15 protein-coding genes are annotated in these 18,621 nt (G+C 69.5%); 13 read left to right on the top strand and 2 right to left on the bottom strand.

The window, feature by feature from the left end:
- Window positions 1–26 precede the first annotated feature (26 nt).
- From argH to AC0IYU_RS11140, 5 genes are all read left to right on the top strand, one after another.
- Complete coding sequence (gene argH, locus AC0IYU_RS11160; protein ID WP_472116494.1) at window positions 27–1,424, top strand: argininosuccinate lyase; 1,398 nt, start codon at window positions 27–29, stop codon at window positions 1,422–1,424.
- Between the two features lie 22 nt (window positions 1,425–1,446).
- Window positions 1,447–2,916, top strand: coding sequence for a rhomboid family intramembrane serine protease (locus tag AC0IYU_RS11155; RefSeq protein WP_472116492.1), 1,470 nt, complete (start codon window positions 1,447–1,449; stop codon window positions 2,914–2,916).
- A gap of 210 nt (window positions 2,917–3,126) precedes the next feature.
- Complete coding sequence (locus AC0IYU_RS11150; RefSeq protein ID WP_472116489.1) at window positions 3,127–4,359, top strand: efflux RND transporter periplasmic adaptor subunit; 1,233 nt, start codon at window positions 3,127–3,129, stop codon at window positions 4,357–4,359.
- Window positions 4,360–4,371: 12 nt separating this feature from the next.
- The gene (locus tag AC0IYU_RS11145; RefSeq protein WP_472116487.1) at window positions 4,372–7,542 is read left to right on the top strand and encodes an efflux RND transporter permease subunit; all 3,171 of its coding nucleotides are present in this window, start codon (window positions 4,372–4,374) and stop codon (window positions 7,540–7,542) included.
- Window positions 7,542–8,990: an efflux transporter outer membrane subunit gene (locus AC0IYU_RS11140; RefSeq protein WP_472116484.1), complete on the top strand. Its 1,449-nt coding sequence runs from the start codon at window positions 7,542–7,544 to the stop codon at window positions 8,988–8,990. Before AC0IYU_RS11145 ends, AC0IYU_RS11140 begins: the two co-directional genes overlap by 1 nt.
- On the opposite strand, the gene AC0IYU_RS11135 is transcribed toward AC0IYU_RS11140, so the two are convergent.
- Both AC0IYU_RS11135 and AC0IYU_RS11130 read right to left on the bottom strand, forming a co-directional pair.
- A complete protein-coding gene (locus tag AC0IYU_RS11135) occupies window positions 8,987–10,324 on the bottom strand; it encodes a hypothetical protein (protein WP_472116481.1) in 1,338 nt (445 codons plus the stop codon). The two genes, AC0IYU_RS11140 and AC0IYU_RS11135, sit on opposite strands and share 4 nt — an antisense overlap.
- Before the next feature lie 35 nt (window positions 10,325–10,359).
- On the bottom strand, window positions 10,360–10,899 hold the full coding sequence (locus tag AC0IYU_RS11130) for a hypothetical protein (protein WP_472116478.1): 540 nt from the start codon (window positions 10,897–10,899) through the stop codon (window positions 10,360–10,362).
- A 160-nt stretch (window positions 10,900–11,059) separates the two neighbouring features.
- Between AC0IYU_RS11130 and AC0IYU_RS11125 the strand changes: the two genes are divergently transcribed.
- The 8 genes from AC0IYU_RS11125 (at window position 11,060) to AC0IYU_RS11090 (ending at window position 18,620) form a co-directional block, all read left to right on the top strand.
- Window positions 11,060–11,635, top strand: coding sequence for an RNA polymerase sigma factor (locus AC0IYU_RS11125; protein WP_435435218.1), 576 nt, complete (start codon window positions 11,060–11,062; stop codon window positions 11,633–11,635).
- Between the two features lie 28 nt (window positions 11,636–11,663).
- A complete protein-coding gene (locus AC0IYU_RS11120) occupies window positions 11,664–12,425 on the top strand; it encodes an anti-sigma factor (RefSeq protein WP_472116475.1) in 762 nt (253 codons plus the stop codon).
- 95 nt (window positions 12,426–12,520) lie between these two features.
- Entirely contained in the window at window positions 12,521–13,258 is a 738-nt protein-coding gene (locus AC0IYU_RS11115) for an SGNH/GDSL hydrolase family protein (protein ID WP_472116472.1), read from the top strand.
- Between the two features lie 305 nt (window positions 13,259–13,563).
- A complete protein-coding gene (locus tag AC0IYU_RS11110) occupies window positions 13,564–15,822 on the top strand; it encodes a type VI secretion system Vgr family protein (protein WP_472116470.1) in 2,259 nt (752 codons plus the stop codon).
- The gene (locus AC0IYU_RS11105) at window positions 15,822–16,943 is read left to right on the top strand and encodes a DUF2169 family type VI secretion system accessory protein (protein WP_472116467.1); all 1,122 of its coding nucleotides are present in this window, start codon (window positions 15,822–15,824) and stop codon (window positions 16,941–16,943) included. The genes AC0IYU_RS11110 and AC0IYU_RS11105 overlap by 1 nt, the downstream gene beginning before the upstream one ends.
- 2 nt (window positions 16,944–16,945) lie before the next feature.
- Window positions 16,946–17,287, top strand: a complete 342-nt coding sequence (locus AC0IYU_RS11100; RefSeq protein WP_472116855.1) for a PAAR-like domain-containing protein — start codon at window positions 16,946–16,948, stop codon at window positions 17,285–17,287.
- Window positions 17,287–18,363: a hypothetical protein gene (locus tag AC0IYU_RS11095; RefSeq protein ID WP_472116465.1), complete on the top strand. Its 1,077-nt coding sequence runs from the start codon at window positions 17,287–17,289 to the stop codon at window positions 18,361–18,363. The genes AC0IYU_RS11100 and AC0IYU_RS11095 overlap by 1 nt, the downstream gene beginning before the upstream one ends.
- On the top strand, window positions 18,360–18,620 hold the full coding sequence (locus tag AC0IYU_RS11090) for a hypothetical protein (RefSeq protein ID WP_472116462.1): 261 nt from the start codon (window positions 18,360–18,362) through the stop codon (window positions 18,618–18,620). Before AC0IYU_RS11095 ends, AC0IYU_RS11090 begins: the two co-directional genes overlap by 4 nt.
- Window position 18,621: the final 1 nt, after the last annotated feature.

The following is an 18,621-nucleotide window of genomic DNA, read 5'->3' as shown; positions in this document are numbered from 1 at the left end:
CCATTATTGCCTCCTGGACGGCTCCCATGACCCAAAACCAACTCGACAAGAAATCCGAAGCCTGGTCGGCCCTGTTCTCCGAACCCATGAGCGACCTCGTGAAGCGCTACACCTCCAGCGTCTTCTTCGACAAGCGCCTGTGGCAGGCCGACATCGAGGGTTCGCTGGCGCATGCCGGCATGCTCGCCGCGCAGGGGATCATCGGCGTGCAGGACCACGCCTCGATCGAACGCGGGATGGCGCAGATTCGCGCCGAAATCGAATCCGGCGCCTTCGAATGGAAGCTCGACCTCGAAGACGTGCACCTGAACATCGAGGCCCGCCTGACCCAGCTGGTCGGCGACGCCGGCAAGCGCCTGCACACCGGGCGCAGCCGCAACGACCAGGTCGCCACCGACGTGCGGCTGTGGCTGCGCGGAGAAATCGACCTCATCGGCGACCTGCTGGTCGAGCTGCAGAAGGCCCTGGTGGACATCGCCGAGAAGAACGTCGAGGTGATCCTGCCCGGCTTCACCCACCTGCAGGTGGCGCAGCCCGTGAGCTTCGGCCACCACATGCTGGCCTACGTGGAAATGTTCAGCCGCGACGCCGAGCGCATGGGCGAAGTGCGCCGCCGCGTGAACCGCCTGCCGCTGGGCGCCGCCGCGCTGGCCGGCACCAGCTACCCGCTGGACCGCGAGCTGGTGGCAAGGACGCTGAACATGGACGGCGTGTGCCAGAACAGCCTGGACGCCGTGAGCGACCGCGACTTCGCCATCGAATTCACCGCCGCGGCCAGCCTGTGCATGGTGCACATCAGCCGCATGAGCGAAGAACTCATCCTGTGGATGAGCCAGAACTTCGGCTTCATCCAGATCGCCGACCGCTTCACGACCGGCTCGTCGATCATGCCGCAGAAGAAGAACCCCGACGTGCCCGAGCTGGCACGCGGCAAGACCGGCCGCGTGGTCGGCCACCTGATGGCGCTGATCACGCTCATGAAGGGCCAGCCGCTGGCCTACAACAAGGACAACCAGGAAGACAAGGAGCCGCTGTTCGACACCGTCGACACGCTCAAGGACACCCTGCGCATCTTTGCCGAGATGATCGGCGGCATCACCGTGAAGCCCGAGGCCATGGAGGCCGCCGCGCTGCGCGGCTACGCCACCGCCACCGACCTGGCCGACTACCTGGTGAAGAAGGGCCTGCCCTTCCGCGACGCGCACGAAACCGTGGCGCACGCCGTGAAGGCCGCCACCTCGCACAAGGTCGACCTGGCGGAGCTGCCGCTGGCCGTGCTGCAGCAGTTCAACCCGAGCATCGAGAAGGACGTGTACGACGTGCTGAGCCTGCGCGGCTCGCTGAACGCACGCAACATCCTGGGCGGCACCGCCCCGGCCCAGGTGAAGGCGCAAGTGGCCCGCCACCGCGCGCGCCTGGGCTGAACGCCTCGACGGCAGCCGCACCGTGTTCTATGCCATCCCGCTCGAAAACAGACCGAGCTGGCGCAACCCGCCGTGGATGACGGTGCTGCTCATCCTCCTGAACATGATCGTGTTCTGGGGGCCGCAGCGCAGCGAAGACAACGGGCGCGAGCGTGCCGCCCACTACTACGTGAACAGCGTGCTGCCCCAGCTGGAGCTGCCGCCGTTCGTGGAATGGCTCGAAAAGACCGACCCGAAGCGCGGCACGGCGGCCCGTCGCATGCTGCCGCACGAGGAGGCCTACCCCAGGCTGCTAGAAGGCCTCCAGAACGACAGCAAGTTCCTGCGCAAGCTGCAGGCCGACGAAGTCGTCACGCCCGCGAACCCGCAGTACACCGAGTGGAAGCGCGACCGTCGGCAGTACGAGGCCATGCTGCCCGCGCCCTTCACCGAGCGCTGGTCGCAGAGCTACGCCGCCGACGCCGAGTTCAAGCCCTGGACCTGGATCACCGCCGCCTTCCTGCACGGCAGCACCGGCCACCTGCTGGGCAACATGCTGTTCCTCTTCCTGTTCGGCTTTTCGGTCGAACTGGCGCTGGGACGCGGCACCTACCTGGCGTTCTACCTGCTGGGCGCCGCCGGCGCCTCGCTGCTGGCCGGCTGGGCCTATGCCGACAAGGGCACCTACGGCCTGGGCGCCTCGGGCGCCATCTCGGCGCTGATGGGCATGTACGCGGTGATGTACCGCCTGAAGCGCATCCGCTTCTTCTACCAGCTGTTCTTCTATTTCAACTACGTCACCGCGCCGGCCCTGCTGCTGCTGCCGGCATGGATCGTCAACGAGCTGATGCAGCACTGGCTGGGCGGCCAGGGCATCGCCTACATGGCCCACCTGGGCGGCCTGCTGACAGGCGCGGCGCTGATGGCAGGCGCCCTGATGCTGCGCCGCGTGCAGGCCCCCGAGACCGCCGCCGCCCCCGAGCCCGACCGCTTCGACGCGCACGTGGCCGCGGCCCAGAAGTACGGCGCGGCCATGAATTTCGACAAGGCCTGCGCCGAGTGGCGCGCCGCCGCCGCGCTGCGCCCCGGCGACACCGGCACGCTGCGCGCCTGGTTCCACACGGCCCGCCTGCAACCCGCGAGCGACGACTTCCACCACGCCGCGCGCCGCATCTTCCGCCTGCCGGCGACCGAGCCGGACACGCTCGCGCTGCAGCACGCCAGCTACAAGACCTACCTCGACCAGGCCAAGCCCGGCGCGCGCCTGAAGCCCGACGACATGGCCCGCCTGGCGCGCCGCTTTTCGCGCATCCGCCAGTTCGACGACGCCGACCGGCTGTGCGCCATCCTGCTGAAGACCGCGCCCGAGCATCCCGAGCTGGCCGACACGCTCTCGGTGTGCGCCAACGGCCTGCTGCACGCGGGCCTGCGCGACAAGGCCGTCGGGCTGCTGCCGCACCTGCTGCGGCTCGCGCCCAACGACATGGTCACGCGCGCGCTGCAACGCGCCTGAAGGCCATACACAGACGGGCAGACACGCAGACGGGCAGACGGCTGCGGCCGTCATGTCACGGGGCTGTCATGCGACCTCCACGCCATGGCACTGCAATTGCAGTAAACAGCGTGTAAAGCCGCCCCCGGCCCCCGCGCCTCGTTGAACTTGAGGGCGCCCACTCGCTCCATCCGGGGCAATCCCCGCTTCCCTACCTCCAGAACCTGTCTGATGCCTGACCAAACCCACTCCCGCTTCGCCCTGCTGTTCACGGCCATGGCCATCGCCGCGCTCGCAGCTTGCTCGCGCACCAGCGTGGAGACGCCAGGGACGGCCAAAGCCGCCGCCGCACCAGAAAAGGAGGTCGGCACCGTCACCCTGAAGCACGAGTCGCTGGCCCTGAGCACCGAACTGCCCGGGCGCACCATGGCCCCGGTGATCGCCGAGATCCGGCCCCAGGTCGGCGGCATCCTGAAGGAGCGGCTCTTTACAGAAGGCTCGCAGGTCAAGGCCGGCCAGGTGCTCTACCAGCTCGACCCGGCGCCGCTGCAGGCGGCCTACGCCAGCGCGCAGGCCAGCGTGCGCAAGGCCGATTCGGCCCTGGCCACCTCGCGCACCGTGGCCCGCCGCAACGCCGAGCTGGTGAAGATCGACGCCATCAGCCGCCAGGTATTCGACGAGTCGCAGGCCGCCGAGCAGCAGGCCGAAGCCGACCTCGCCGTGGCGCGCGCCGCCGAGCAGACCGCGCGCATCCAGCTGGGCTACACGCGCATCACCTCGCCGATCACGGGCTGGGCCGAGCTGTCGAGCGTCACGCCCGGTGCGCTGGTCACGGCCAACCAGGCCGCGGTGATGACCACCGTGCAGCAGCTCGACCCCATTCACGTGCACGTCACGCAGTCGAGCAGCGAGCTGCTGCGCCTGAAGCGCGAACTCGCCAGCGGCCGCCTGCAGCGCGCGAGCGATGCCGAGGCCCGCATCCAGCTGGTGCTGGAAGACGGCAGCAAGTACCCGCACCCCGGCCGCCTGACGTTCAGCGGCGTCACCGTCGATGCCGGCACCGGCAGCGTCACGCTGCGCGCGGTGGTGCCCAACCCCGACAGGCTGCTGATGCCCGGCATGTACGTGCGCGCCGTGCTGCAGGAAGGCGTGAACGCCACCGCCCTGCTGGTGCCGCAACAAGCCGTGACGCGCGCGCCCGACGGGAGCGCCTCCACGCTGGTGATCGACGGGGAGAGCAAGGTCGCCAAGCGCGCCATCCACGTCGGGCGCGCGGTCGGCACGCGCTGGCAGGTGCTCGACGGCCTGGCCGCGGGCGACCGCGTGATGACCGAAGGCTCGCAGCGCGTGAAGGTGGGCGACAAGGTGAAGGTGGTCGACCTGGGCGGCAAGGCCGCGCCCGGCCCCGTGGCCAGCGCGCAACCCGACGCGGCCGACGCCGCCACCTCCCCCGTGACGCGCTGAGGACCGACCCACATGGCGCAGTTCTTCATCGACCGTCCCATCTTCGCGTGGGTGCTTTCCATCGTCGTCATGCTCGCCGGGCTGATGGCCATCCGGACGCTGCCGCTGGAGCAGTACCCCGACATCGCGCCGCCGCGCGTGTCCATCAACGCCACCTACACGGGCGCTTCCGCCAAGACGGTGGAAGACTCGGTCACGCAGGTCATCGAGCAGCAGCTCAAGGGGCTGGACAACCTGCTGTACATGCAGTCGACCAGCAACTCCTCGGGCGTGGCGCGCCTGTCGCTCACCTTCAATGCCGGCACCAGCATCGACGTGGCCCAGATGCAGGTGCAGAACAAGCTGCAGCAGGCCATGTCGCGCCTGCCGCAGCAGGTGCAGAGCCGCGGCGTCACCGTCACCAAGGGCGGCAACGACTTCCTGATGATCGTGTCGATGTACTCCGGCGACGGCAGCGCCTCGGCGGTGGACGTGGGCGACTACATCTCCAGCAACCTGGTGGACATCATCAGCCGCATCGACGGCGTGGGCGAGGTGCAGACGCTGGGCACCGGCTACGCCATGCGCCTGTGGCTGGACCCCGACAAGCTGCGCAAGTACGCGCTGATGCCCTCGGACGTGAACAGCGCCATCACCGCGCAGAACGCGCAGGTCTCGGCCGGCCAGCTGGGCGCGCTGCCGGCCAATGCGCAGCAGCAGCTCACCGCCACCATCACGGCGCGCAGCAAGCTGAAGACGGCGGAGCAGTTCGAGAACGTGGTGCTGCGCGTCGCCCCCGACGGCGCCGTGGTGCGCCTGAAGGACGTGGCCCGCGTGGAACTGGGCGCGGAAAACCTCACGGTGCGCTCGCTGCTCGACGGCCGGCCCGGCGCGGGCCTGGGCGTGGTGCTGGCCGACGGTGCCAACGCGGTGCAAGTGGCCGAGGCCGTGAAGGCCAAGGTCGAGGAGCTCAAGCCCCTGTTCCCGAACCAGCTGCAGACCTTCGTGAGCTACGACACCACGCCTTTCGTGAGCGCGTCCATCGACGAGGTGGTCAAGGCGCTGCTGGAGGCCGTGCTGCTGGTGGTGCTCGTGATGTACGTGTTCCTGCAGAACATGCGCGCCACGCTGATCCCGGCGATTGCGGTGCCGGTGGTGCTGCTGGGCACCTTCGGTGTGCTGTCCATCGCGGGCTACTCGATCAACACGCTCACCATGTTCGGCATGGTGCTGGCCATCGGCCTGCTGGTGGACGACGCCATCGTGGTGGTGGAGAACGTCGAGCGCGTGATGCACGAAGAGGGCCTGTCGCCCAAGGAGGCCACGCGCAAGTCGATGGCCGAGATCACGCCGGCGCTGGTCGGCATTGCGCTGGTGCTGTCGGCGGTGTTCATCCCGATGGCCTTCTTCGGCGGCTCCACGGGCGTGATCTACCGCCAGTTCTCGATCACCATCGTCTCGGCGATGGCGCTGTCGGTGTTCGTGGCGCTCACGCTCACGCCGGCGCTGTGCGCCACGCTGCTCAAGCCGGTGAAGAAGGGTGAGCATGCGGTGCCGCGCCGCGGCCTGCTGGGCCGGGTCGACCGCTTCTTCGCGGCCTTCAACCGCGGCTTCGACCGGAGCGCCGACCGCTACGAAGGCATCGTGGGCGGCATCGTGCGGCGCGGCAAGCGCAGCATGGTGGTGTACCTGCTGATCGCGGGCGTGATGGCGCTGCTGTTCCTGCGGCTGCCCACCTCCTTCCTGCCCGACGAAGACCAGGCCTTCCTGCAGGTGCAGGTGAGCTTGCCGCCGGGCGCGTCGAATGCACGGCTGCAGCCGGTGGTCGAGCAGGTGCAGCAATATTTCAGCAAGCAGGCCGAGGTGCTGAGCGTGAACGTCATCACCGGGCAGAACGGCGACCAGAGCTCGGCGCGCGCCTTCGTCAAGCTCAAGGACTGGGGCGAGCGCACGGGCACCGGCCAGTCGGCGGCCGAACTGACGCGGCGCGCCAACAAGGAGCTGTCGACCATCCGCGATGCGCGCGTGTTCGTGCTGCTGCCGCCGGCGGTGCGCGGGCTGGGCGCCAATGCGGGCTTCAACTTTCACCTGAAGGACATCAACGGCCTGGGCCACGACGCGCTGGTGAAGGCGCGCGACCAGGCCGTCGAGCTGCTGGGCAGGCGGCCCGAGGTGGTCAATGTGCGCAGCAACAACCTGGACGACACGCCCGAGTTCGCGGTGGACATCGACGACGCGCGCGCCGGCGCACTGAGCCTGGCCACGTCGGACATCGACAGCACGCTGTCGAGCGCCATGGGCGGCACCTACATCAACGACTTTCTCGACAAGGGCCGCGTGAAGCGCGTGTACATGCAGGGCGACACCGACTTCCGCATGCTGCCCGCCGACATCGACCGCTGGAGCGTGCGCAACAGCCTGGGCCAGATGGTGCCGTTCCCCGCGTTCTCCAGCTCGCGGTGGAGCTACGGCTCGCCGCAGCTGCAGCGCTACAACGGCAGCCCGAGCTACGAGTTCGTGGGCGACGCGGCCGCCGGGGTGAGCTCCGGCGACGCCATGGCCGCGGTGGACGAGGTGATGAAGCAGATGCCGCCGGGCATCGGCTACGAATGGACCGGCGCTTCGTTCCAGGAACGCCTGTCGGGCGCGCAGGCGCCCATGCTCTACGCCATTTCGATCCTGTTCGTGTTCCTGTGCCTGGCCGCGCTGTACGAGAGCTGGTCGGTGCCGTTCTCGGTGATTTTGGTGGTGCCGCTGGGCATCGTGGGGGCGCTGCTGTTCACGAGCTTGCGCGGACTGAGCAACGACGTGTACTTCCAGGTCGGCCTGCTGACCACGGTGGGGCTGTCGTCGAAGAACGCGATTCTGATCGTCGAGTTCGCCAAGCAGCTGCAGGAGCAGGGCAAGGGCGTGGTCGAGGCCACGCTGCAGGCGGTGCGCCTGCGGCTGCGCCCCATCCTGATGACCTCGCTGGCCTTCGGCTTCGGCGTGCTGCCGCTGGCGCTGGGCACCGGCGCGGGCGCGGGCGGGCGCCAGTCGATCGGCACCGCGGTGCTGGGCGGCATGGTGGTGGGCACGGCGCTGGGCATCTTCTTCGTGCCGCTGTTCTTTGCGCTGATTCGGGGCTGGTTGGAGGGGCGTCGCAAGCCGCAGCCGAAGCCCGAGGCCACTGCAGGCACCACAGCCGAACAGGGAGGCCACTGATGAAGCGCGCCTTCCCCCTTCGCTCGGTCGCGCTCGCGGCCTTGGCGTGCGCCGTGCTCGCGGGCTGCGTGAACCTCGCACCTGAATATGCGGCGCCGGCCTTGCCCGTACCGCAGGCCCTGCCCTCCTCCGGCGTGGACGGCATAGACGGCGTGGGGGCCCCGACGCCGATCGACGTCGGCTGGCGCAGCTTCTTCGTCGAGCCGAAGCTGCAGGGCACGATCGAACTCGCGCTGGCCAACAACCGCGACCTGCGCGTGGCCGCTCTCAACATCGAGCGCGCGCGGGCCCAGTACGGCATTGCGCGCGCCGGCCTGTTCCCCACGGTGGACGCCGGCGCGGGCGGCAGCCGCTCGCGCACGCCGGGCAGCCTGTCGAACAGCGGCGAGCCGCGCATCGCCTCGCAGTACAGCGCCGACCTGGGCCTGACGAACTACGAGATCGACCTGTTCGGGCGCGTGCGCAACCTGAGCGAGGCGGCGCTGCAGAGCTACTTCCAGACCGACGCCACGCAACGCAGCACGCAGATCAGCCTGGTCGCTTCGGTGGCCACCGCGTGGCTGCAACTGGCCGCCGACGAACAGCGCCTGCAGCTGGCGCGCAACACGCTGGACAGCCAGCGCAAGTCCTTCGATTTGATCGAGCGCAGCCACCGGCTGGGCGCGCAGTCGGGCCTGGCGCTCGCGCAGGCGCAGAGCACGGTCGATGCCGCGCGCGCCGACGCGGCGGCCTTCGACAGCCAGGTCGAGCAGGCGCGCAATGCGCTCACGCTGCTGGTCGGCGCCACACCGCCGGCCGAGTTGCTGCCGGTGCCGCCCGCGTCCGACACGGCGGAACCCGCCGCGGCTGCGCAACTGCTGGTGCCGCCGCCCGGCCTGCCCTCGAGCGTGCTGCAGCAGCGACCCGACGTGCTGGCCGCCGAGCACGCCCTGCGCGCGAGCAACGCCGACATCGGTGCCGCGCGCGCCGCGTTCTTTCCGCGCATCGCGCTCACCGCGTCGGCAGGCACGGCGAGCAGCACGCTGTCGGGCCTGTTCTCCGGCGGCAGCAAGGCCTGGAGCTTTGCGCCTTCGGTCAGCGTGCCGATCTTCGACGGCGGTGCCAACCGCGCGAACCTGCGCGTGGCGCAGGCGCAGCAGAAGATCGAGATCGCCACCTACGAAAAGGCGGTGCAGACGGCCTTCCGCGAAGTGGCCGATGCACTGGCCGAGCGGCGCACGCTGGCCGAACGGCTGGCCGCGCAGCGCTCGCTGCTGGGCGCCACCTCGCGCAGCTTCGCGCTGTCGCAGTCGCTGTTTCGCAGCGGCGCGAGCAACTACCTCGACGTGCTCGACGCGCAGCGCGCGTACTACGCCGCGCAGCAGACGCTCATCAGCCTGCAGCTCACCGAGCAGACCAACCGGCTGTCGATCTACAAGGCGCTGGGCGGGGGCTGGAAGGAAAGCTAGGCCGAGGGCGCCGTGGTTGCAGCGTCGGCGGCAGGCGCCGGGCGCAACAGCCAGCGCACTTCCTGCGTCTGCTCGCTGGTCGGGTAGCGCGCCTCCATCGTGGCCAGGATGGGCTGCGCCATGTCGGCGCGGCCCAGGCCCTGCACCAGCGCGCGAGCGGCCAGCTCGTAGGCCTGCGGAATGGTCTCGTGGCCGCGAAAGCGCTTGTCGAAGCCCGAGATCAGCGCCAGCGTGGCGTGCGCATCGCCGCCGCGCCACTCGGCGCGCGCCATGGCAATCACCAGGGCCGCATCGTCGAGCGCGAAGGCCTTGTCCTTTTCCTTGCAGGCCTTAAAGACCTTGAGCGCTTCGGACGACAGGTCGCGCCGCATCAGCAGCGCAATGAAGCGCCGCGCGTGGTCGAGCATGGTGGCGCTCTTGTCGGGCATGAGCGCCAGCACGCGGTGGTAGCGGCGCTGCGCCGCCAGGTCGTCCGACGCGGCCGTGCGCTGCGCCTCGTAGGCGGTGCCCAGCGCGGCGGGCAGGTCGCCCTCGGTGACGAGTTGCGCCACCTCGGCGTCGATGCGCTGCGCGGCGATCTGCTCGGGCGTGCGGCGGTCCACGGGGCCGCCGCCGTCGAGCTCGCTGCCCGCCACGGCGTCGAAGCCGAAGGCCTCGTGGTGCTGGAACATCACGTAGCCCAGCAGGCTGGCCATCACCCAGCCGAAGTAGATGAAGGCGAAGTTGACGATCGGCAGCACGATGCGCCCGTCGAACATCGGCAGCACCAGCTGCAGCGCCACCTGCGCGCCCGTGCTCAGCAGGAACAGGAAGAAGCACAGCAGCGCGTACGGCCAGCCGATGGTGCGCATCGCGTCCATCACGTGGCCCGGGTTCATGGCCTGGAAGAAGCTGCCCGACTGCACCAGCACGATCACCGCCGCCGGGAAGGTGAACGACATGACAAAGAGGCCGACCGTGCCCAGGATGGGCGCGTAGTACGCGAGCCATCCGATCAGCAGCGCCTGCACCAGCGAGATGGCGAACAGCTTCCACGGCAGGTAGGTCCATTCGTCGCTGGACTCGCGGCCGAAGTCGGCCGAGTCGCGGATGCCGCGCGCGCCCAGCGCAATGACCTTGAAGCCGTAGCGGCTGGCCGCCAGCATGATGCCGATCTCGATCAGCGCCAGCGCCAGCATGTCGGGCAGGAAGAACACGCCCTCGAACAGCAGGCTGCAGAACGACAGCACCAGCCCGTAGGCCAGCGGCCGCATCTGGAACGGAAACGCGAAGAAGCTGTTCAGGCGGTGCCAGAACGGCGGAGGCGGCGGGAGCGAGTCCCGGGTGGCGAGCATGGCGGCGCCTGCTTTCTGTGTGGGTTCTTGAAGAGTTACTTGCGGAAGAAGTCGCTCTGGCTCATGGCGCCGCGCCCGCCCAGGCGCACCACGGTGCTGTCCTCGGCGTGCACCAGGCGCATCTGGCCGAGTTCGCGCTCCAGGCGCTGGTTGAAGCTGGTCTTGAGCTGGAGGGCCGATTCGCCCATCTTCAGCACGCTGGTGCCCTTGACCAGGGCGCTCTTGCGGTCGGGAGCGACTTCGACGGAGTCGATGTGATAGTCGTAGTCCACCGACAGGATGTTGCCGGTGCGCTCGCCGACCAGCGCCAGGTTTTCGAAGGTCTTGTGCACCCCGCGGCAGGCGCTGTCGCGGTCGTGGGTGTTGTCCTCGGTGCGCCCCATCACCGTGGTCCTGGTCTCTATCACGACCTTGCGGCTGAGCTGCTTGCACAGCCGGTCGGCGTCGCGCTCGACCACGGCGCGCGCCTCGCTCCGGTAGTAGTCGCGCACCATCGGCTCGTCGAGCTTGCGGCCGCCGACAAAGAAATACCAGGCGCCCACGCAGAGCGCCAAGACGATCGCAATTTGCTTCATTCCTTCTCCGCCCGCGCTGTGCGCCCCACTCGTTTTGCGGCGGAGTATACGTTTACAACTTGTGTTCACAAATGTTTGGACGGGGCGTCGGACGCCCTGAATCCGACCAGCGGCAACGCCCGTATATCTGGCATGCGCACCGATGCCCGACAATCCGCGGATGACTGCACCCAGCCCCGACGCCGAACTGATGGCGCTGATCGACAGGATCGGCCATCGCGACGAAGCCGCCCTGCGACAGCTCTACGACCGCACCTCGCCCAAGCTCATGGGGCTGGCGATGCGTGTCGTGCGGCAACGCGAATGGGCCGAGGACGTGATCCAGGAGGCTTTTCTGACGGTCTGGCGAGTCGCTGGCGACTATCGCTCGTCGCTCAGCCCGCCGCTGGCCTGGCTGGGGCTGATCGTGCGCAGCCGGGCCCTCGACCTGTTGCGCCGGCGCACCGCCGACCGGGCGCAGCTGACGCAGGAATTCGACGAGCTCATGGCCGACCAGATGGAGTCGGATGCGCCCAACCCGGTCGACACGGCCGACGCGAGCGAGCAGGCCTGGGCGCTGCATCAGTGCCTGGCCCAGCTCGAGGGCAAGCAGCGAGAAGTGGTGAGCCTGGCCTACCTGCGCGAAATGAGCCACGGCGAACTGGCCGAGCAACTCAAGCTGCCGCTGGGCACGGTCAAGACATGGATCCGGCGCGGGCTGGAAAAACTTCGCGTCTGCATGGGGCGCTTCGCTTGAGCGCGACGAAGAAGAAGACAGGCCTGCCATGAAACTCACCGCCCACCCCGAACTGCTCGAACTCCTCGCCGCCAGCCACGCGCTCGGCACCCTGCGCGGCGGCGCCCGCCGCCGCTTCGAAGCCCTGGCCCGCGAACAGGCGCCGGTGCGCGCCGCCGCGCTGGTCTGGCAAGGCCGGCTCGCCAGCATGACCGAGCTGCAACCCTCGGTCGTGCCCGACCCCGCCGTGTGGACCCGCATCCGCAACATGATCGACGCCGAGCAGGCCAAGGCCGTCATCGAGCGCCAGCGCGACGCGGCCCATGCCCGCGACGCCGCCAGGCCGCAGCCCGGCGGCTGGCTGCGCAGCCTGGCGCTGTGGCGCGGCGCCACCGCGGCCGGCGCGCTGGCCACCGTGCTGGCCGTGGTGGTGGGGCTCAACCTGCGCGACCAGCTGCAGAACGCGCCGGTGGTGCAGTACGTGGCCGTGCTGTCCGACGACCAGTCCGCCGCCTCGATGCTCGTGACCTTCGACCCCAAGAAGAAGCAGCTGTCGCTGCAGCGCGTGGGCAGCTACAGCGAGGGCGACGACAAGTCGCTTCAGCTGTGGGCCCTGGCGCCCGGCGCCGCCCCGCGCTCGCTCGGCGTGATGGACAAGGCCCCGGCGTTGCGCCTGGCGGCCTCGGAATCCGACGTGCAAGCCGTGCCGACCCTGGCCGTGACCCTCGAGGCCAAGGGCGGCGTGCCTGCGGGCAGCGGCCCTAAAGGCCCGGTGGTGTTCAAGGGCGCCCTCATCGAGAAGACAATCTAGGGTTGCAAGCCGCCTCGTGCCGACACCGGCCGCGCGGCCCCATGCCAGAAACCTGATTTTCCTCCGCCGTGTCCTCTGTCTTCCCGATGACTTCGATGAAAACCGCGTTGGCCGCAGCCGTGCTGCTCGTGGCGGCGCTTGGCGCGCACGCGCAGTCCGCCTCCTTCTTTCCCCAGGAATCCGAGACGGCCGCCGCCGAGGCTGCGTCCGCCCGCGACTACCTGGCCGCCAAGGAGCGCTGGCACAACGAGCTCGCCGCGTTCGCGCGCGCCGACCAGGAGCGCTTTCCGCCCCCCGGCGGCGTGGTGTTCGTCGGCAGCTCCACGGTGCGCATGTGGACGCGCCTTCAGCAGGACTTTGCGCGCGTGCCCGGCGGCGTGGTCAACCGCGGCTTCGGCGGCTCCACGCTGAACGACTGCAGCCTGTTCGCGCGCGACCTCGTGGTGCGCTACAAGCCGCGCCAGGTGGTGGTGTATGCAGGCGACAACGACCTGGCCGAAGGCCGCACGCCGCTGCAGGTGCTCGACAGCTTTGCCCGCTTTGCCAACGCGGTGCGCGCCGAGTTGCCAGACACCCGCATCAGCTTCGTGTCGGTCAAGCCCAGCCCGTCGCGCGAGCAGCTCATGCCGCAGATCCGCGAGACCAACCACGTGGTGTCGGCTTACCTGAACCTGCTGCCCAACAGCGAGTACATCGACATCTACACGCCGATGCTGGGTGCCGACGGGCGCCCGCGCCCGGAGCTGTTTCGCGGCGACAGGCTGCACATGACGGACGAGGGCTACCGGTTGTGGCACTCGGTGATCGCCTCCCACCTTCCCACGGCGCCCTGACGCGTTCGCACGCCTTCCGAGGCATCCAGAGGCGCGCCGAACCCTCGACAAAGCGCCACGCCATGCGCTTGCGCACCGAAACGCACGCTTTCGGCTTAGCGCCTCCCCACTGCAGGCTTTTTTTTCGGACCCGTCCTACGCCCGGGCTTTGCACCGCGCCGCTTTAATCGCATCACAGCGGTGCAGAACAACCGCGACTCAGAAAAAGCACCGGCAATGTCCGGCTGCCCAAACGATTCGGGGAGAGTTCTCACATGCAAGGTCCCGTGCGGCCCGTCCGCGTCCTCCGCGCTTCCTCGCCTGCCATGCCCATGATGGGCGACAGGCCCGCCCTCGAACCGGTGGGCGTGGACGGTGACGAAGGGCTCAGCCGTCTCTTCGCCTACACCGTCACCTTCGCCACGCCCGAGCAGCCGGGCTTCAACGACCGGCAGGCGGCCAACGTGCCCGTCAAGCAGCTCGTGGGCGAACCGCTCACCCTGCACATCGTGCTCGACGGACGGCCCGGCGCGAACGGCGGCGAGCGCCATATCTCCGGCCTGGTGACGCGCGTGCGCTTCTTGCGGCTGGAGAACCGCCGCGCGCTCTACGAGGTGGTGATCGAGCCCTGGCTCACGCTGGCCACGCGCAGCAGCGACCACCGCATCTTCCAGAACAAGACCGTGCTGGACATCGTGCGCGAGGTGCTGGGCGACTACGAATTTCCGCTCGAGGTGCGTGCGACGGGCACCTATCCGCCGCGCGACTTCCAGGTGCAGTACGGCGAGACCGACCACGACTTCGTGCTGCGCCTGATGCACGAGTGGGGCCTGTACTTTTTCTTCGCGCACACCGAGGACAACCACACGCTGGTGGTGGTCGACGAGATGGCGGCGCATGCACCGTTCGAGAACGCCGGCTACCGCACCGTGCCGTTCCACGCCGCCGAGGACACGGTGCGCGAGGAGCACTGCGACCGCTTCAATGCCTGCGAGTCGCTGCAGAGCGGGCGCTGGGTGACCGACGACTTCGACTTCGAGCGCCCGCGCGCGCGGCTGCAGCAGGTGAGCGCCATGCCGCGCAAGACCGCGCAGAACGAGCTCGAGCGCTACCGCTGGCCTGGCGACTACGCCGTCGAGTCGGAAGGCGAACAGCTGGTGCGCCGGCGCATGGAAGAGGACGGCAGCCGCGGCGAGCGTGCGAGCGGCTCGGGCAACCTGCGCGCCGTGGTGCCGGGCTGCCTGCTGACGCTGGAGCGCCACCCGCAGAGCGAGGCCAACCGCGAGTACCTGGTCACCGACGCCAGGCTGCACCTGCAGGAGCCCGGCGAGGCCTCGGGCCAGGAAAGCTTCGAATGCCGCGTCGACTTCGAGGCCATCGCCTCGGGCAAGGTGTTCCGCGCCGCGCCGCCTGCGGTGCCGCGCCCGCGCACCACGGGGCCGCAGACCGCCATCGTCACCGGGCCCGCCGGCCGCGAGATCTGGACCGACAAGTACGGCCGCGTGAAACTGAGCTTTCACTGGAACCGCTACTGCAGCAAGGACGAGAACAGCTCGTGCTGGGTACGGGTGTCCTCGCCCTGGGCCGGTAGCAATTTCGGCGGCATGCACGTGCCGCGCATCGGCCAGGAGGTGATCGTCGACTTCGAGAACGGCGACCCCGACCGCCCGATCGTGACGGGCCGTGTCTACAACGCGGACAACATGCCGCCGTGGAAGCTGCCGGACAACGCCACGCAGAGCGGCTTTCTCACGCGCAGCTCGGAGGACGGCAGCGAGGCCAACGCCAACGCCCTGCGCTTCGAGGACATGAAGGGCGCCGAGCAGGTGTGGCTGCACGCCGAGCGCAACCAGGACATCGAGGTGGAGCACGACGAGACCCACTCGGTGGGCCGCGACCGCAGCAAGAAGGTCGGGCGCAACCAGCTGGGCACCGTCGGCATGGCCTACATGCACAACGTGGGCCTGGCGAAATTGGTGAACATCGGCCTGGCCTATTCGTTCAACGTCGGCATGCTGCGCAATTCGGTGGTCGGCATGGTCGACAACACCCTGGTCGGCAAGACCCAGACCACCAAGGTCGGCGAGAAGTACCTGCTTTCGGTGGGCGGCAGCGGCGACAAGGGGGGCAGCCACATCGAGATGGACGGCGAGACGATCTCGCTGCGCGTGGGCGCATCGGTCGTGCAGCTCAAGGCCGACGGCTCCATCGCGGTGACCGGCAAGAAGATCAACATCACCGCCCAGGGCGGTGACGTGACGGTCAACGGCGAGAACATCTGGCTCAACCCGGTGGGCGGGCAGGCCGCGCTGCAGCCCTCGGCGGTGCCCACCGGGCCGCCGCCGGAGCCGCCCGGCAGCCCGATGGCCAGCCTGGGCGCTCTGATGGGCGGCAACCCGGGCGAGTTGCTCGGCAAGGTAACGCAGTTGGCGTCCATCGCCAAACAGGTCGCCGCGGGCGGCGGCGGCGCGGAGGCCGGCGGCGCGGCGGGCCAGGCGGCGCAATTGCTGGGCGTCGCCTCGGCGGCGGTGGCGGCGGACGTGGCGGGCAAGGTGGCCGGCAGCAGCGACGCAAAGGCGCTCTGATGGCCGCGCCGTCGATCCCGCCGCCCCGGCTGCAGCGCGTGCGCAACCAGACGCCGTTGCCGCACTTCCAGTTCGACAAGATGGGCAAGGGCCAGCGCTTTCACGACGTGGTGATCGCCTGCGGCAGCTTCGTGCTCGCCCCCGGCGTGCTGCAACTCGCCGCCGTGCAGCGCGGGCCGGTGTTCGCCGATGTGCCGTGGGCGCCGGAGCGCGCGGCGCTGTCGAGCTTGCGCGAGGCCACCGACGTGCTGCTCGCCAAGCCCGGTGCCGACGTCTATGTGACCGGCGCGGCGCGCGCGCTCGACTGGACGCCCCGGCCCGCCTGGGAAGCGAGCCTGCGGGTGGACCGGCAGGGCGAGGCGCTCGTCGACAAGACGCTGCGCCTGACCGGGCCGCGCCACTGGCTCTGGCACGACGACCCGGCCGGGCGGCGCCTGGGCGACCCCGCACCCGCCGCCGAGGTACCGCTGCGCTACGAGCTCGCGCACGGCGGCTGGTGGTTCGACGAAGGCGATGCCGACAACGCCGCGCCGCGCGTGCATGCGCCCAACCCGTCGGGCACCGGCCGCTTCGGCTCGGCCTGCCGCAACACCCACCCGCAGGCGCGCTACGACAGTGGCCGGCCCGCGCCCGGTCCGCAGATCGAATACCCCGCCACCCCCATTGCCCAGGGCAACCAGGACGGCGTCGAGGTCGCGGGCTTCGGCCCGATCGCGCGGCACTGGCAGCCGCGCGCCGCGCTGGCCGGCACCTACGACGACGCCTGGCGGCAGCGCTTCGCGCAGGCACCCTTCATGGACTACGCAGAAGATTTCGACGAGCGCTTCTTTCACTACGCGCCCGCCGACCAGGTCGTCGCGCAGGGCCTGGCGGGCGATGAGCGGGTGCGCATGGCCGGCTTCTTCGCGTCGGCGCCGGCGGTGGACATGCAGTTGCCCGGTGTGCGCATCGATGCCGTCTGCCGCACCGCGCAGGGTGTGGAAACCACCGAGGCGATGCGCCTGGACACGGTCCACGTCGACCTCGACCGCATGCTGGTGCACCTGACCTGGCGGCTCACGCTGGACCAGGCGCGCGACATCACCGGCGCCGACCTGTTCACCCAGGGAGCATTCGCTTGAGCATGGAAAAACACATCGCCGATGCCGAGGCGCGGTTCATGGTGGTCAACGTGACGCCCGACTTCTGCATCGTCGGCGACCAGGTCATTCCGTTCGACATCGTCGCCATCCTGCCGCCCGAGAAGGCCGCCTACGCCGACAGCGTATTCGCCCGCGGCGAGAAGGTGCTCATGATCGACAGCATCGTGCAGGGCGTGACCGGCAACGCGGGCACCGGCGTGCGCTCGGGCGTGTCGCTGGGCGCGGGCAACGTGCAGGTGGTGAGCGGCGCGCAGACCGTCTTCGTGGAAAGCCGCGCGGTGGCGCGCCACGGCGACCTGTGCGAGATGAACGGGGCCGCCTGATGGACGACCCGCCCTTCAACGGCAACGGCACCGTCGGGCGGCTGGTCACCTTCCAGGTGCCCAAGGGCCCGATGGTGCGACGCCCGCCCGACGCCTGCACCGCGCCCTACGAGCGCGCCAAGGCCGAGTTCGAAGCCAGGCCCTGGTACGTGCGCATGACCAGCGGCACCGACCGGCCGGCCGGTGCGGAGCCGACCGACGCGATGGGCCGCGCCAAGCAGTTCCGCGAGGAATGCCAGAAGTGGCCCGACGAGATTCCCAAGTCGATGATCGACGACAAGCGCCAGCAGCTGACCGACCACCTGACCGGCAAGTCGCCGCTGCCGCCGGAGCAATCGCTGAAACTGCGGCGCGACCTGGACTTCGTGGAGGATGTGTACACCCCCGGCCCGCGCTGGCAGTCGACGCTCTCGCCGCAGGAGCAGGGCTGGCTGGACGAGCGCAACCTGCGCTGGGGCAACACGATGGGCATCGCCTTCCTGGGGCCGATCTACGGCGGACCGGGCGCGCTCACCCGCATGCTGGGCGGCTCCGAGCAGGCGGTGGCCAGCGTGAACGAGCTGGCGGGCAGCCTGGTGGGCGTCGCCCGCACCCGCACTTTCGGCCGGCTGGCGGCCGAGCGCCGGGCGGCGTCGGGCGAAGCCATCACCAACTCGCGCGAAACGAACCGCGGAGCGCCGCTGGAGCCGCGAAGCCCCGCGGCAGTGGCGCGCGGCGGCACGGTGATACAGCGCAAATACGCACCGCTCGACTGGGACGCGGTGGTGCCCAAGAGGGGGGCGTACAAGGGCGAGAAGCGCGAGGACCATGTGCGCCGGCACAATCAGGACGTGCCCGGCAAGGAGGATCACGGCGTCTTCTACAAGGACGGCGTGGCCACCACCAACCGCGCCTGGGAGCGGGCGCAGGACCTCGGAATTTCGCCCGACGCCAACGGTACGCTCAGGGTGCCGATGAACGAGATCGTGGGACGCGCAGGCGGCAGCGCCGCGGCCACCGGCGAATTGTTCTACGGGGTCGAGATGAGACTCGTGCCCGGCACCAACCAGATCATCACTTCCTACCCCGTCAAATGAGAAAACTCTATTGGTCCAGCACCTGCGCGAACTGCCGCCAGGGCCGCCTCGTGTTCCAGAACGACACCACCAACGAGCGCGTGTACGTGCATTGCGAGGAATGCGAATGGGGCTGGCTGCACCCCGAAGGCCTGGGCGACGTGGCCCAGGGCTTCCTCACGCTGTTGAGCGACTTCGAGACCACCGATGCGACGCTGGAAGACATCCAGCGCAGCGAGTGGCGCGACCACATCGCGGGTTCGTTCGAGGAAGCGTAGA

Source organism: Variovorax sp. AC103 (assembly GCF_979254005.1).
This window is presented reverse-complemented; position numbering and strand designations above follow the sequence as displayed.